General features: G+C 42.8%; 11 protein-coding genes. 5 read left to right on the top strand and 6 right to left on the bottom strand.

All coding sequences use genetic code 11. The features are described from left to right. Positions 1 to 20: 20 nt before the first annotated feature. The gene (locus N5J47_RS06010; RefSeq protein ID WP_279960326.1) at positions 21 to 2,213 is read right to left on the bottom strand and encodes a TonB-dependent receptor; all 2,193 of its coding nucleotides are present in this window, start codon (positions 2,211 to 2,213) and stop codon (positions 21 to 23) included. A 253-nt stretch (positions 2,214 to 2,466) separates the two neighbouring features. Here N5J47_RS06010 and N5J47_RS06005 point away from each other — a divergent pair, with 253 nt between their 5' ends. Beyond that, positions 2,467 to 4,539: a TonB-dependent receptor gene (locus tag N5J47_RS06005; RefSeq protein WP_279960327.1), complete on the top strand. Its 2,073-nt coding sequence runs from the start codon at positions 2,467 to 2,469 to the stop codon at positions 4,537 to 4,539. A gap of 316 nt (positions 4,540 to 4,855) precedes the next feature. Here the strand turns inward: N5J47_RS06005 and N5J47_RS06000 are convergent, their stop codons facing one another. Genes N5J47_RS06000 through N5J47_RS05990 form a run of 3 tightly spaced genes read right to left on the bottom strand, consistent with a single transcriptional unit; the run spans position 4,856 to position 8,530 of the window. Continuing rightward, on the bottom strand, positions 4,856 to 6,325 hold the full coding sequence (locus N5J47_RS06000) for a sulfite reductase flavoprotein subunit alpha (protein WP_279960328.1): 1,470 nt from the start codon (positions 6,323 to 6,325) through the stop codon (positions 4,856 to 4,858). Positions 6,326 to 6,334: 9 nt separating this feature from the next. Next, positions 6,335 to 6,925 carry a PepSY-associated TM helix domain-containing protein gene (locus tag N5J47_RS05995; RefSeq protein ID WP_279960329.1) on the bottom strand — a complete coding sequence of 197 codons (591 nt, stop codon included), beginning with the start codon at positions 6,923 to 6,925 and terminating at the stop codon, positions 6,335 to 6,337. A gap of 36 nt (positions 6,926 to 6,961) precedes the next feature. Then, positions 6,962 to 8,530 (bottom strand): DUF2271 domain-containing protein, encoded by a 1,569-nt coding sequence (locus N5J47_RS05990; protein WP_279960330.1) that lies wholly within the window; start codon positions 8,528 to 8,530, stop codon positions 6,962 to 6,964. Between the two features lie 321 nt (positions 8,531 to 8,851). On the opposite strand from N5J47_RS05990, the gene N5J47_RS05985 reads away from it, so the two are divergent. The 3 genes from N5J47_RS05985 to N5J47_RS05975 all read left to right on the top strand — a co-directional run bounded on the left by N5J47_RS05985 (position 8,852) and on the right by N5J47_RS05975 (position 11,601). Continuing rightward, positions 8,852 to 9,757: a DUF4198 domain-containing protein gene (locus N5J47_RS05985; protein WP_279960332.1), complete on the top strand. Its 906-nt coding sequence runs from the start codon at positions 8,852 to 8,854 to the stop codon at positions 9,755 to 9,757. 125 nt (positions 9,758 to 9,882) lie between these two features. After that, positions 9,883 to 10,881: an AraC family transcriptional regulator gene (locus tag N5J47_RS05980; protein WP_279960333.1), complete on the top strand. Its 999-nt coding sequence runs from the start codon at positions 9,883 to 9,885 to the stop codon at positions 10,879 to 10,881. Positions 10,882 to 10,977: 96 nt separating this feature from the next. After that, positions 10,978 to 11,601 carry a sterol desaturase family protein gene (locus tag N5J47_RS05975; protein WP_279960334.1) on the top strand — a complete coding sequence of 208 codons (624 nt, stop codon included), beginning with the start codon at positions 10,978 to 10,980 and terminating at the stop codon, positions 11,599 to 11,601. 226 nt (positions 11,602 to 11,827) lie between these two features. Here the strand turns inward: N5J47_RS05975 and N5J47_RS05970 are convergent, their stop codons facing one another. Then, positions 11,828 to 12,310: a DUF2147 domain-containing protein gene (locus N5J47_RS05970; RefSeq protein WP_279960335.1), complete on the bottom strand. Its 483-nt coding sequence runs from the start codon at positions 12,308 to 12,310 to the stop codon at positions 11,828 to 11,830. Positions 12,311 to 12,871: 561 nt separating this feature from the next. Then, positions 12,872 to 14,752 (bottom strand): tRNA uridine-5-carboxymethylaminomethyl(34) synthesis enzyme MnmG, encoded by a 1,881-nt coding sequence (mnmG, locus tag N5J47_RS05965; protein WP_279960336.1) that lies wholly within the window; start codon positions 14,750 to 14,752, stop codon positions 12,872 to 12,874. A 251-nt stretch (positions 14,753 to 15,003) separates the two neighbouring features. Between mnmG and N5J47_RS05960 the strand changes: the two genes are divergently transcribed. Further along, complete coding sequence (locus tag N5J47_RS05960; protein WP_279960337.1) at positions 15,004 to 15,381, top strand: hypothetical protein; 378 nt, start codon at positions 15,004 to 15,006, stop codon at positions 15,379 to 15,381. Positions 15,382 to 15,423 lie beyond the last annotated feature (42 nt).

Here is a 15,423-nt window from a genome sequence, read left to right as displayed (position 1 = left end):
TGGCAAAACTTACCGTTTTTTTAGAATTGATAATTTATTCGAACCAGGAAACTACGTGGTGTCCCAGGCATGGACTCAGAACGCCAATATTCCTTATTGCCCAGGTTGTTTACAGCAACTGTCGCGCCCCAACGCTCATCTTTATAACCGATCGCAGCATCTACACGGTTAAAGCCATCCACCTGCGTTAGGTTGTTCAGATTGGTATAGTAGGCACCAACATAGGTCACACCCACTTCACCATAGAGCTTTTCAATCGGTAAATAACGAATGAATAAGTTGCCTGTATTTTTTGAGTTGTAGGCTAATTCATGACCCACATTGGCAGGTGTCTTCACATCTTTTCTTACCGTTGCGTCGGTATAGCCATAACCACCACGAATAAACAGATTATCTAGCACACGTCCAATAAAGCTGACTTCCACCCCTTTAGACTGATGCTGTCCAGCGACAGCCCATTCATCGGTCTTTTCTGGATTTGGCAGATAGCGAATATTGTTTTTACGAATGTCATATACTGAAAGCTGCGTATTTAGACGGTCATCCAACCAGTCACTTTTTACACCCACTTCATACTGCTCATTATATTGTGGCTCTGCATCAAATACCTTGAGGTCAGCGCTAGCGGATACAACACTAACACCTACCTGCCCGCCAAATGGTGCAAAACTTTTACTATAAGAGGCATAGAAACTATGCTGATCTGTCGGTTGCCAAACAATACCCACATTCGGACTAAAAGATTCGTCATTAACGGTTCTTTTACGTTTTAATGGATCAACATTCGGCAACTTGTTGGTTGTGGAAAAATCATAATGATCATAACGCATGCCCAACATCAGCTTTAGCTGATCACTTAAGCCAATCAGGTCTTGTACAAACAAACCATAATTTGTACCCTGATTGTAGTTGTGGGTATTTATACTCAAGTCACCTGTTCCACGAGAACTTGTACGCTGCCCTGTAAGTGGATTTACATAACCATAAATTGCTGAACCATTCTGATTTTTATTGGCAAGCAAGGGTTCCCGCTGCTCATAGGTCCAGTCCGCCCCAACAACCACGTTATGCTTTAAACGGCCTGTATCAAACTCGCCCTTAATATCAAAGGTATTGCTTGTGGTTTTATTGCTGGTTTCTTGCCAGTAATACACCTGCGAAATTTCACCAACATGGCCATTACAACTACCTGCATTTGAAATTTTGGTGTCATCTGTTAAGCAAAGGCCACCCAAGTAAAAATGGTCAAAATTCTGCTCAGCCTGACGGTGGCTCACCGCCCAATGGAAATTCCAGTTGGGTAAAAATTGATAGTTGAGGTCAGAACGAACCACCTGTAGTACATCATTGACAAAGTCACCGTCCTGGGCAAATCCAGTTTTAATTGAGGTACCCTTTGGAAGTGCAGTAAATGACGGGCCACGGTCGGGAACACGATGCAGCTTGTCGTAGGTATATTGCATGGTCCAGCTTAGGCCATCATCATTCTTATAGGTAAAACTTGGCGAAAGCATTTCAATTTCATTTTCAATACTTGAACGGAAACTATCCGACTGACCATATTCACCTGTTAAACGTACAGCAAGGTTGTCATTTAACACCTGATTAAAATCAACGGTTGTTCCATAATTATTATAAGAACCACCATACACACCTACTGAGCTTTTTGAATCAAAATTGGCAAACTTGCTCACCATATTGATCACGCCACCACCCGCGCTACGTCCATACAGCACAGAAGCTGGCCCTTTCAATATCTCAATGCGTTCAACATTGGCCGTGCTACGGCGTACCTGCCCACTTTCACGAATACCATCACGATAGACATCACCCGTATCGGCATTAAAACCACGTAGGCTAATTCCATCCCCACGCATGTCATAGTTGGTGGATACACCTGGTGTACCCTGCAACATTACACTTAAATCATTTGAACCATAGATTTTATATTTTTGAACATCAATCGTGTCAATGGTCTGTGGAATGTCCTTTTTCTTTAAACCATTCCGTGTGACACTGGCCTGATCATAGTCAATATAGCTTTTAACTGGGTCAAGCTCACTCATGGCTTCAATTTTGATGGTTGGCATAACAGCGGTTTGACTATTATTTTCGTCATTCGCAACAGCATACTGGGCCTGAAGCAGCATCATACTGAGCAAGCTAAACTTAAAAATAGGTGTGTGGCTTGCACCAAGGTTTAAAGGTTTCATGGAATTTCCCAAAATAACTCAGACAAAAATTTAACAAAGCTTAAAAACAACAAATCAATACAAATTTTAATAAAAATCATTCTCATTTGCATCTTTTTTTACATATTTATTCTGATTTTCTGATCAAATGAATGAAAATAATTTAAATGTAAAAATTCAGGTCTTTCCCTGCTTAATATTCGATTTTTCTACACAATTTTACATTAGTCTATATTCAAAATAATTTGATCATCAATGTTTTGGGGTAATTTCAATGAAGCATCCATTCTGCTATGGAAAGCTGACCGTACTCAGCTCGGCTTTACTCAGCCTAAGTTTTTCAGTTTTAGCAAATGATGTTGAATCCACCACAGCGCCAGCCTCATCTCCTGCTGAACAGACAGCACAGGTACTCCCTACACTGTCATTCAAGGCATCGGCGGAACCACAAAAACCAAAAGATGATGATATCAGTGCAGTGCCTAAAACCATCATCACCCGTGATGAAATGCTCCAGTATGGCGACCAGACGGTTATGGATGCCTTGCGTCGTGCCGCTGGTTTCCAGTTACCAGGTGGCCCAGGCCCACGTGGCGGAAATGGTGCTTCTGGCATGCGTTTCCGTGGTGGTGGCGCACCGACATTCCTGATCAATGGTGAACCTGTGCAAGGTGGCCCACGTAGTGGCATGTCGATTGTTGATACCATTACCCCAGACATGATCGAACGGATTGAGGTGGTCAAGCAGCCAAGTGTCGCTCAGGCATCTGTCGCATCTTCCGCAGTCATCAACATTATTTTAAAGGAACCGCTGGATACCCGTTTAAATGGTTCAGTAAAGCTCGGCTATGGTTTACGCGATAGTGGCAAGCAGGAAGCCGAACGCAAACAGGTCAGCGTTCAGGCCGATGGTCGTGACAATCAGTGGGTCTACAGCTTGTCTGCCAACCAGATGTGGAATGACACCACCTCCATTACCAAGACGGAAACAGCCACAGGCACACGTGAACAGCTACGCACCACCAACCGTACCAGCCAAATGTTCTCCCCTCGTCTGCAATATGAACTGGATGACCAGCAAAAACTCATCGCTGAACTGTTTTATCGCAATAATAAAAGCACAGGGGTACGTGGCGACCAGATTCAGGATGATAAAAATGACAGTATTCGCCTGAATACACGTTATGAACGTAAGGATAAAGACCTCAGTGACAAGGTTCGCTTAACAGTTGAACATCAGACTGAAACGCAATTGACCCGCTCCCCACTCAACACTATTTATACTGATGAAACCGTGGATGAATATGGTTTGGCCTATGATGGCGTGCGTAAGTTTGATCAAACCCGCCAGATTAAGTTTGGAGTCAGTGCCAACAACAGCCAGTTGGACAGCAATGTCAGCCAAAGTCTGGATGAACAACGCTATGCCCTCTACAGTGAGGGAAGCTGGCGCTTTACTGACCGCCAAACTGTCACGTTGGGTGCGCGTCAGGAATGGCTGGACCGTTCAGGTCTGGTGGATTATCAGGACCATCATTTAAGCCCTGTGCTTGCCTACCGTTTTGACCTCACCAACCAATGGTCGATTCAAACCAATTTAAGTCAGGCGTTCCGCAGTCCAAACACTGATCGACTGATTCCAAACGTAACAGTTTCCACGGACAGTGATGCGGGTTCGCTCAACAATCCTGACCGTGGGGGTAATCCAAACCTAAAACCAGAAAAGATCAAGGCATTTGAGTCAACCTTGGCATTTGATTCTGCCAGTGGTGGCGTGAACTTAACCGCCTATCACCGTGAAATCAAGGACTATATTGAACGAGTGATTGCGCTTGAGGGTAGCCGTTATGTTGAACGCCCACAAAACCAGAATGAAGCCACCACCTATGGTGTGGAATTCTCTGGCCGCTATGCACTGAAACAGACTGAAGCTGGACATGCCTTTATGCTCAATGGACAAGTCTCAACCGTACGTGCAACCATTGAAGATGCCCAGCACAATGACCGTCTGGTCAGTGATGTTGCACCTTATACCACGAGTTCAGGCATTTCATACAGCTACAAGCCTTGGCAGCTCTCCACCAGCATCAATGTCAATTACACACCTGAATTTACCCGTGCCCTGGATGGTCAACCTTATAACCGTACCACCAATCAACGTTTCAATGTTGACATTGCAGCGACCAAACGCTTTCCCAAAAACTGGTCAGCCAGCCTAAACCTGAACAACATTTTAAGCACTGACTATAAAGAGCGTTTAACCAACCAGTCTGATGGCAGCCTTTATCAGGCCCGTAATAACGAAGCTATTCCGAGTTTCCAGTTTACGCTTGAAAAGAAATTTTAATACTAATCTCTAATTTTAGACATTTAATTAAAATCAACAGTGGCTATCGTGGTAGGTGGCATGGATGCCGCCTGTTGGACTGCGGTAGCAAGGACGTACCGTCAGTCCAACAAATGGTTTTGCCTACTTTGTCCGAAAACAAAGTAGGAAATCGCCTATACACAAAAAGCCTTGGCTAACTTTAAACTTATGAGGCTGTGCCATATTGATTGATCTATATATAGTTTTTAACTTAGTTAAAAGAATTCTATAATTCAAACACCTAAATAAAAGACCATTAAGCTCAACCCCACTCGCTTCTTTCTTGGTCAATTTTTTAATAAACATCCCGTTGATAACGCTGCTCATGCTTCAACTGTTCAACCAGCTCATCACCTAAAATTTCTTTTAGAACCTGATCTACGCCACCAGCCATACCATTCAAGCTACCACAAACATAAACTGCCGCACCTTGTTCGATCCATTGTTTTAAACGTGTAGACTGCTGTTTTAGAATATCCTGCACATAGATTTTTTCAGCTTGATCACGTGAGAATGCATAGTCAACATGCTGTAAAAAGCCATGCTGTTGCCAATACTGAATTTCCGCATGATATAAATGGTCAAACTGCTGCTGTCTTTCCCCAAAAATCAGCCAGTTTTGCCCATAGCCCCACTGTTCCCGTTGCTTTAAATGCGCAACCAGACCTGCAATCCCCGTCCCATTACCAATTAAAATTAAAGGCTGTGGACAATGCTGTAGATGAAAGCTTGGGTTATTGCGTATATAAGCCTGAATAGGCTGGTTGTGCTGCAAACCTGCCGTCAACCAGCCAGAACCCAGTCCTAGACCTGTTTCCGTCTGTTGCTGTCTCACCACCAGCTCAATCAAGCCATTTTCAGGCAAGCTGGCAATTGAATACTCACGCTTGGGTAATCGATCAAAATGTTCCAGCCATGTGGCAAATGAATGATGCTCACGATTTGGCAATCGTCTTAAATTCAGAGTTTTTAATACATCTATATCATTAAAATCATCCTGCTTATGCGCAACTAGAAACTGTTGAATCTCAGTAATGTTGTTTTCACACTGAATTTCCAGAATATCGCCTGATGACCAAACCAGTTCCTGCTCAGCAACCAACTGAATCTTATAAATTGGTTCGCCAGCACTGCCCACATTTAAACACTGACGATGGGCAAACTTGAGTTCAATATTTTCCCGTTTATTGTCCAGTGCTGTCAGCTTGGTTGCGGTCAACTGTTCCAACCCTGTTAGCCATTGTTCCAGATCACGGCTATTGAGCTGATCCACCAGAACTGTGGAAAATAAAGGTTGGGCTTTTTGCTGTAAAAGCCATTGTTCAATGCTTTGCCCAAACTGGCAGAAGTTTGTATAGCGTTTATCACCTAACGCAAGGATTGCGAAAGACAAATGTGATAAATCTACAGGCTGTGACAATATTTTATGCACAAAATGCTGGGCATCATCAGGTGCATCACCCTCGCCATAGGTACTGACCACCCACAAAATCCGTTGATACTGGATCAAGTCAGTGGCTGTCAATTTTTGAATGTTCTTGAGCGTGACGTGCTGATGAATAAGCTGTAATTGCTCAGTGGTATGTTTTGCCCAGGATTCAGCATGACCTGACTGGCTGGCATAGACCACCAAATAGGCATGATCGTTTTGAACCCGTGACTTGTTGCCATTACGTTGCTGCCATAGCAGCCATACAATGATAAAAATATGTAGACTCAATAATATTGCGAGTATCACAATAATTGTCATGACAGCTTGAGTCATTGTTTCACCTTAGATGGCAGACCAAATGAGCAGAATGATTGCGAATAAACTGCATGCGGTTAACAGCAAATGTGTGACCAAACGCGTTTTGATGGTCAGGAAAAGGATATAACCTGCCAACGACAACAGGATAATGATGATGGCACTGACATCAATCAGCCAACTCCAGGCTGTACCCACATTTTTGCCACGGTGCAGGTCATTGAGTAGGGATACTGTGGTTGCAGGTTTTTGGGTGATCTCAACCTCACCTGTATCGAGCAACGCCCATACATCGGTTGAGCCTGCTGGACTTTCCAGACGAATCATCACCTCGCCATCCAGTACCTCACTACTCTTATAGCGACCAACCAGCGAATGTTTTTCACGTACATAGTCAAGGATACTTTGACTTGGGTTTTCCTGCTGTTGAACTGTCTCAACAAAACTTTCAGGCAAGCTAAGCTTGACTGTCTGTTCCTGATTGGAGGCACTAAACCACTCAGGATGATTCAGTAACAACCCTGTGGCGGCAAAGAAAAGCAGGACAATAAAGGCAAAGGCAGAAAGCCAGCCATGCACATAACGTGCATGGCGGTAAAAATCACGGCGTTGATACAAGAGACAAGCCTCTCATGGATTCAGGAAGAAATTAAATTAAGCACCACGTTGGAAGTTCAATTTAACAATACCAATTTCTGCCTGTGCAGGAAGCGTTTGGGTGGCGGCTTTTGGTGCAACATCCAACTCAATGGTTTGATAAGAGTGGTCACCATGCTCACGTGAGGTCTCGATATGAATCAGGTATTTACCTGCATTCACAGCCTTGCCCTCTTCATCCTTGCCATCCCAGGCCAATTTATATTGACCAGGTTGACGTGATGGCTTCGCCACCGCATCCAGATTTGGCATTTGACGGCCATAACGGCGCCACCAAACATAGTTGGAGTTGATCCATTTTTCATCCTTACCCCAAACCGCAATGGTACGGACCAGTTTCTTATTGGCATCTGTCACCCATACTGATACATACGGCGCACGATAGTTGTCTACCGCAATTTTTGGAATATTGACTTCGATCTGTGCCTGATAGCCTTTTGGCCATGCGGTTGCCGCTCCACCTGCTGCAACATGGCGCATGATGGCTGGCTGATTGGCATCTAACAGTGTTGACCAGCCCGAACTTTGATACTGTGTACCATCAGTGCTGACCAACTGCGCCTCATATCCCACCAGTTGTTCAATCAACTGAATCCCCTCATGTGCAGGCATTGCAGTTAAAGCGGTTGCCAAAGCATCGGCATCAGCAGCGCATTGCCCCACAACCACACACTGTTCCACCGTTTGCACAGGCTTACCTGTATGTGGGTTAAGTAGATGAGATTGTCCCGCAAGATCACGATAACCCTGACCACTGAACGCCACAGCCTGATCCTTAACATTGAGGATTTGTGCTGGTACCGCATTATCAAAACGTTCATTTGGATTCTGGATACCAATTTTCCAGCCTGCCTGTTGTGGAGACTGTCCCCAAACACGCATATCACCACCAATATCAATCAGGATACCCTGCAAATGCGGAACAGCCTGCTGTGCCGCAACCAAGGCACGGTCAATCACATAGCCTTTTGCATAGGCATCTGGAGCAACCTTAATGGCTGGAGCCAGCGTAATTTGTTTGGTCTGTGGATTTAACTCAATACTTTGTGTTTTTAGCTGTTGTAGTAGTGCTTCCTGAGTCTGGTCATCCAGCGTTTGCACATGATTGCTGTTTTCCCACAGGCTGATCAGTTGACCTAAACGCGCGTCAAAGCCACCACAGGTTGCACTGCGCCATTGCTCACAGGCTGCAATCACATCATACAGCTCTGATGAAGCCGAAATTTTTTGTTCACGGTTCAGTTGGCTAATTTCACTGTCATCACGCCAAACCGATAAAATCTGGTCAAGTCGGGCAATTTCGGTCTGGATTGCCTCTAAGGCCTTTTCTGCATCTTTCTGGTTTGCTGTGGTCACCACAACATCTAAAGAGGTTCCTAAAACATGGTCCTGATGAAAACGGTAGCTTGGTAACTGAACAGGTACTTCCAGCTTATTTATAGTTGAGGTTGTCTCATCTGCTTGAACTGTCGTGATTGGCGAGATAAATACAGCCAAAGCTGCCATCAACGGCGATAAACGAAAAATGATCTGAACTGGGCGAAAAAGTTGTTGAGCTGATGACATACACAAAGTTCCATTCTTTAAAATTTGCCTAAACCAAAACCATAGAAGAAATTTTAAGGCAAATAACTTAACTTTATCTGAATTGCTAAGGATCTGCGCTCTAAAGCCATCTAAAGAAAGATGAATTATTTTCAAATAAAATCAATCATTTCTAAATAGTTTTAAATCGTGACTAGCAAACTAGCATATTTTTAATCAGCATGTCTGAGCAAGCGAGATCATGACTAAAATTTATCGAAATAATATTGCAACTGATACTCGTTATCAAGTAAATTGTAGCAATTCTTTTGCATTTTGTTTAATTATTTAGGAAATCTTTATATGCGCCATTTGCTTAGCCTCGCCTTGCTTTCTGCCCTGCCAACTCTGGGTTTTGCCCATACCGCCAGCCCTTTTGTATTACCTGAAGTATTTGACAGCAAATCTGATCATGTAAGTTTCCAAAGCGGCATTACCGTAGAAAAATTTTTCGTGGCGAGCCGTAACTTTAAAACGACCTATCAAATCACAGCCCCTGATGGCAAAACTGCAACCATCAAGCCAGCAGCAGAACTAAAAAAATTCAATGTTGGTGAGTTTAATCTGGCGAATGAAGGGACTTACCGTATTCGTACTCAGGATGCTGTAGGCATGCCAGGAAAATATGCCCTGATTGATGGCCGCTGGTTACGTGTTCGCGCTCCCCGCCCTGCGAATGCAGGCCCTATGGGTGGTGAACGCGGTAATGGTGAACAGAAAAAACCTGAAAATGCTCAAGCACAACAACCAGCAGCAAATCAGCCACCACGCTTCATTGCTGAAGACCAGATTCCAGCCAATGCTAAAACTGCTCAAACCATCAATACCTATATTGCTGAAAGTTTTGTCACCAAAGGCAAGCCAAGCCCTGTTCCAGCAGTGACCAATAAAGGTTTTGAGTTCAAGTTCCTAACCCATCCAAATGAGCTTTATGCTGGCGAATCATTGAAAGCGCAGGTTTTGCTCGATGGCAAACCCGTTCCAAATCTTGAAGTTGATGTATTTAAAGGTGCGGATAGCTACCAGCCAAATGCCAAACGTGAACAGCCTCATGTAAAAACCAATGCCAAAGGTGAAGTTGAAGTTAAATTCAATGAAGCAGGTATCTATTTAATCACAACAGCTTATCCAGAAGCTGGCAATGACAATACCAAGCCACCTGTTGCTCAAAGCTACACCTATAGCGTTACCGTTGAAGTGACGGAGTAAGCCATTCAGGCACTTACATTTACATTTTTTGTAAGTGCCTTTGCTTCTTTTATTCCAATTACAATCAGTTCCTATCATAAAAATAACATAGTATATTGTTTTAAAACCTATATTTATCCCGTTTTATGAGCTCAGAAAACACCAGTGATGCAGGCGTCTTTTTATGGATGGTTTACCAGACCATGCAAAAAATGAATCTTGATGCTGCCGCAATCTTTGCCAGTGTGCACTTACCCGACCAGCCACCAGACAAATTTGTTCGCCGTGATAATTCAACCCAGCAACGTTTTTGGCGAGCTGCTGAAGAAATCAGTCAGGATCAGGATATTGGCCTGCATGTCGGTGCAAATGTCCCTCCGTTTCGTGGTCAGGTGATTGAATATCTATTTCTCAGTAGCCCAACCTTTGGTGAGGGCCTGCAAAGGACAATGCGCTATCAGGCCCTACTCACCAACGCCATGTCTTTTAAACTGAAACTTGATGGAAACACTGTTTCAATTTCTGGACTAAATCATCCTGTTCGGCATTATCTGGAATGTGCGATTGGCATCTTGCTGAATTTTTTTAAATATATCAGTGAAAACAATTTTGCTCCCACAGAAATCTGGCTGCCGTATCAGCATGGTGCAGAGCTGGAAGAATATAAAAAGATATGGGAATGTGATGTCAGGCTTGGACAAACGGATGGTTGTATTTGTTTCCATTCAACACTGCTATCTTACTCATCTCCTGCCCATGAGCCTGAATTGCTCAAAATCCATGAATCGCTTGCCGAAACACAACTTGAGCTGCTTAATAAACACCAGCTCATCCATGATATTGAAAAGATTCTGGCCAGTGGAATACTTGAGTCAGGTGAGTTCGACCAGAATATTGTGGCTAAACGTTTAAACCGTAGCGCACGCAGTTTAAGGGCCGATTTACAACTACTGAACACAACCTATGAAAAAGTGATTGCACATTATCGGGAACGCCTTGCCCGACGCTTGCTTTCACATACACAGGAATCGATTGACCAGATTGTCTATTTAACAGGCTTTTCAGAACCTTCCGCATTTTCCAGGGCATTCAAACGCTGGACTGGAGAAACACCAAGCGCCTATCGACAAAGAAAACAGGCTTGACTTGATTTTATAGGCAGGAAAAAACCTGCAATTCAGTCAAACAATTTCAGCCTATTGTTTTTAGACTCTGATTCATGTTTTAAGAGGTAATCTAGCATGATCGGTTTTCCAGCAGGTATTTTTGTTGCAAATGGCATGGAGTGGTATTTCCACAAGGTTTGGCTACATGAATTTCCAAGCAAGAATAGAAACAGCCCATTCTTTACCCATATCGCCCATCATAAACGTGCCCGTTTAAATGGCTTTCATGATGAGGGTTATGCTGAATCCATGTTTAAAAACGCTGAAATTTATAATGAGAAAACGGCTTTGATTGGCTTAACGGCAGCAGCCACCATTTTTCTTCCAGTTGCGCCTTTCTTTACTGCGGGTTTGTATTACGGCATCTGGAACTATTGGAAAGTTCATGCAAAGTCACACCTGGATCCCGAATACGCAAAGAAACGTATCCCCTGGCATTATGACCATCACATGACCAGCAACCAGAATGCTAATTGGTGTGTAACGAAACCCTGGTTTGACTACATTATGGGAACACGGGTAATGACCGATGTATCCGTGACAGAAACCAATCCTTTGGCAATAAAAATGCCAAAATGGTTAGAAAAAAGAGTCAATAATGCAGCACGCCGTTTATTACCCAAAGCCTATGCGAAGATTGATGCAAACACCCAGCTTGATCAGTTGAATCTACGTCAGGGAATTGAGGTGGCGTTATAAATAAGGTCTATTCAGTAATAAATTTCTTCAAAATCGAGCTCACTTGGGCTCAATTTCTTTTTACAAAGTGCACATCTTAATAAAAATATGTAACTCTCACACAGTTAAGTCATCCCATAAAACATGACTTAAAATCTACAATTACCATGAAAATACAAACCTCACTGAAATTTATTTCAGTGAGGTTTGTTATCAATTTGAAATCAAATTATATTTCTGTATGATTTTAATTGTCCAAACTGGTTTTGTCTGTTGTTTGATTGACGCGAACCCAAGTTTGACTACGCCCTAAAGCTGAAACCCCAATATACCCACGTAAAGTTAAGCGTTGTCCATTCGGTTTAAGTCTTGCCGATAAACGATAAACCTTACCAATAAAGGGATCAATAATACTACCATCTTTATATTTTAATTCCTTATCATATTTTAAATTGGTCATTAATTTTAAGCCTACAATTGGCTGATTTGTATAAGGGGATGGACAATTGACGCAATGTGTTGGCTGTTCATAACCAACACGCGGAGTAGGAACTTTAATTGTTCCTGAATACATCCCATTTGCTTCTCTTTTGATGTCAATTTGTGTAGTTGGCTCTCCAGTTTTTTCATCGATAGCTTGCCAACGACCTATAATATCATCTGGAGATTGTGCAAGGCTTAGTTGACTAAGTCCCAATAAACATAAACCAGCAAGAGTCTTAATATACATTTTTAACATTTCCTTGTTATTTTAAATTGCCTGTTTAATCTAGCAGTTATAAAAAATAAATCCATAATTTTATTATGTGATTTATCCATATAGGATATAAAAGAATTTATTAAATACCTAAATAAGATAGTTGAGAAATAATAAGTATTTTCTTTATTAAAATGTAGATTAGACATCATTTTTTAATATAATTTCATTACAATATTATAAATTACATTTAAAATAACGACATAAATAGGCAATAAATAACTGAAAAGTAAAATAATATTCTAAATATTTAATCTTTTGTAACATTTTTATTTATTGATAATCCACTCTTATACAGCGCCCAGTAGCAATCCATTTTTTATAAAACTAAGCAACTTATTTAGAGCAATGGTGTTCCATCAATTTCCTCAATTCTCTATTATTCTCAATACTAAGTGGCTGTATTACACAGCTTTACCCAATATCCTCTTATTATTAGAAAAAAATTCCCACAAATTTGTGGGACCTTTAATCAATAAAAAACACCCTTTTCATCAAAGGATGTTTTCAATATCAAACTTATATCGTCAAAAATTACGCTGACTTCTTCGCCATATTGTTTTTACGGATTGTAATCATCACCAACTGAACCGCGGCTGGTGTTACCCCAGGAATACGGCTGGCCTGTGCCAATGTCTCTGGACGTACAGTTTTCAACTTCTGTGTGATTTCACGGGACAGACCTGAAACACCATCATATTCAAAATCATCAGGAATCCTGGTTTCCTCAAGACGCTTCATTTGTGCAACATCATCATGCTGACGGTTAATGTAACCCTCATACTTCACTGCAATCTCGATTTGCTCACCCACCTGCTCAGACACTTCCGAACCCGTCAATTCAGCAATTTGACTGAAATTGATATTTGGACGTTTCAGCAAATCAATCGCACTACATTCCTTGCTCAGGTCAGCCCCTGTCATTTCAACAAACTTTTTACCCATTGGATTGTTTGGTGCAGCCCATAGATGCTGCAAACGGGAAGTTTCACGCTCAACCGCTTCCATTTTCTCGCTATAGGCAGCCCAACGCTCATCATCCACCAAGCCAAGCTCACGACCAATTGGGGTTAAACGCTGATCGGCATTATCCTCACGCAACATCAAACGATATTCAGCACGAGAGGTAAACATACGGTACGGTTCTTTGGTTCCCAACGTAATCAGGTCATCCACCAACACACCCATATAGGCTTGGTCACGTTTTGGTGTCCATTCTTCCTGTTCCCATGCACGGCGCGCAGCGTTCAGACCAGCAAGCAAACCTTGCGCACCCGCTTCTTCATATCCTGTTGTACCATTAATCTGACCCGCAAAATACAGGTTTTGAATGGCTTTGGTTTCAAGCGTGAACTTCAATGCCTGTGGATTGAAGTAGTCATATTCAATCGCATAGCCAGGACGCAAAATGTGCGCATTTTCCATACCACGAATTGAACGAACCAAGTTGAACTGAACATCAAACGGCAATGAAGTCGAAATACCATTTGGATAAAGCTCATGGGTATCCAGACCTTCAGGCTCCAGAAACACCTGATGCGAATCTTTATCAGCAAAACGATGAATCTTATCTTCAATTGATGGGCAATAACGTGGGCCAACACCCTCAATCACACCTGTATACATCGGTGAACGGTCCAGACCACCACGAATAATGTCATGGGTTTTTTCACTGGTATGCGTGATATAGCAATTCACCTGTTCAGGGTGCATCGACACATCACCCATAAATGACATCACTGGCGATGGAAAATCACCTGGTTGAGGTGTCATGACCGAGAAATCAACGCTACGAGCATCAATACGGGGTGGTGTCCCTGTTTTTAGGCGACCCACTGGAAGTTTAAGTTCGCGTAGGCGATGTGCCAAGGCAATGGATGGAGGATCGCCCGCACGGCCACCACTTGAGTTTTGCAAACCAATATGGATTACGCCACCAAGGAATGTTCCTGTTGTAAGCACCACCGTTTTGGTGTCAAAACGAATACCCATCTGTGTCACGACACCTTTTACGGTATCTCCCTCAACAATCAGGTCATCCGCCGCTTGCTGGAAAATATCAAGGTTTGCCTGATTTTCCAGCGTATGACGAATTGCAGCCTTATAACGGACACGGTCAGCCTGTGCACGTGTTGCACGTACAGCCGCACCCTTGCGCGAATTCAGAATACGGAACTGAATACCACCTTTATCCGCCGCAAGCGCCATTGCACCACCAAGCGCATCAATCTCACGAACAAGATGTGATTTACCAATACCACCAATCGCTGGGTTACAGCTCATCTGCCCCAAAGTTTCAATATTATGCGTCAACAATAAGGTTTGTCGTCCCATACGCGCCGCAGCCAGCGCCGCTTCCGTACCAGCGTGACCGCCACCAATCACGATAACGTCGTAAACTTTAGGATAGTGCATAGTGGTAAATGTGTATTCAAAAAATGACAGAGTATTATACAGGACTTTTCTATTAAGTTGACAAAAACTGTCGATATTCTTGCCGCTCGCAAGAATTTGATATCGCTGTTGAATACACAAAAAGAAACGTTATGTTGCATTTTCATCGCACTTTTAACACATCGCCCCATAATTATTAACTTGATCACCACTGTTTTATTTGATGAATTTCTTATTCTAAAACATGCATAACAAATACTTAGGACAATGATATGAACACGAAACTTGTACTTTCATCACTGATTTGTGGTCTGTGTTTTACCCTTGCAGTCCAGGCAAATGCCAAAACCACTCAAGACCCGCAAACACAGAAGTATCAACAGGTATGTAAAGGTAAAAAACAGGGCGATGCCGTTTCATTTGCCTATAAGGGTGTTGTTTTCAACGGTGTTTGTGAAAATGATGATGCTGGCAAACTAGCTTTCCAGCCACCTGCTCCACCAGCGGGTACAACGCCTGAAACCCAGAGCCGCATGTCGCAAACCCAGTCTGAGCCACGTCCTGTCAGTGCCCCTATGCCTGTAGATGTTCCTCCAATGCAACCAGCGCCGCCTGTTTCAGACTCAGATGTTGAACAGACTGCCCCTTAATTTAAAGCACTAGACTAAAGGATACCCATTTCAGGTATCCTT

It is taken from the genome of Acinetobacter sp. GD03645 (genome assembly GCF_029845285.1).
GTDB lineage: Bacteria > Pseudomonadota > Gammaproteobacteria > Pseudomonadales > Moraxellaceae > Acinetobacter > Acinetobacter corruptisaponis.
Note: the sequence above shows the minus strand (reverse complement) of the source record. Positions and strands in the feature narration are given on the sequence as shown.

Excerpts from the sequence above, each read along its gene's own strand:
- N5J47_RS05990 (WP_279960330.1), bottom strand. The coding sequence starts at position 8,530 with ATGTCATCAGCTCAACAACTTTTTCGCCCAGTTCAGATCATTTTTCGT.
- N5J47_RS05960 (WP_279960337.1), top strand. The coding sequence starts at position 15,004 with ATGAACACGAAACTTGTACTTTCATCACTGATTTGTGGTCTGTGTTTT.
- N5J47_RS06000 (WP_279960328.1), bottom strand. The coding sequence starts at position 6,325 with ATGACTCAAGCTGTCATGACAATTATTGTGATACTCGCAATATTATTG.
- N5J47_RS05975 (WP_279960334.1), top strand. The coding sequence starts at position 10,978 with ATGATCGGTTTTCCAGCAGGTATTTTTGTTGCAAATGGCATGGAGTGG.
- N5J47_RS05980 (WP_279960333.1), top strand. The coding sequence starts at position 9,883 with ATGAGCTCAGAAAACACCAGTGATGCAGGCGTCTTTTTATGGATGGTT.
- N5J47_RS06005 (WP_279960327.1), top strand. The coding sequence starts at position 2,467 with ATGAAGCATCCATTCTGCTATGGAAAGCTGACCGTACTCAGCTCGGCT.
- N5J47_RS05970 (WP_279960335.1), bottom strand. The coding sequence starts at position 12,310 with ATGTATATTAAGACTCTTGCTGGTTTATGTTTATTGGGACTTAGTCAA.
- N5J47_RS06010 (WP_279960326.1), bottom strand. The coding sequence starts at position 2,213 with ATGAAACCTTTAAACCTTGGTGCAAGCCACACACCTATTTTTAAGTTT.
- N5J47_RS05985 (WP_279960332.1), top strand. The coding sequence starts at position 8,852 with ATGCGCCATTTGCTTAGCCTCGCCTTGCTTTCTGCCCTGCCAACTCTG.
- mnmG (WP_279960336.1), bottom strand. The coding sequence starts at position 14,752 with ATGCACTATCCTAAAGTTTACGACGTTATCGTGATTGGTGGCGGTCAC.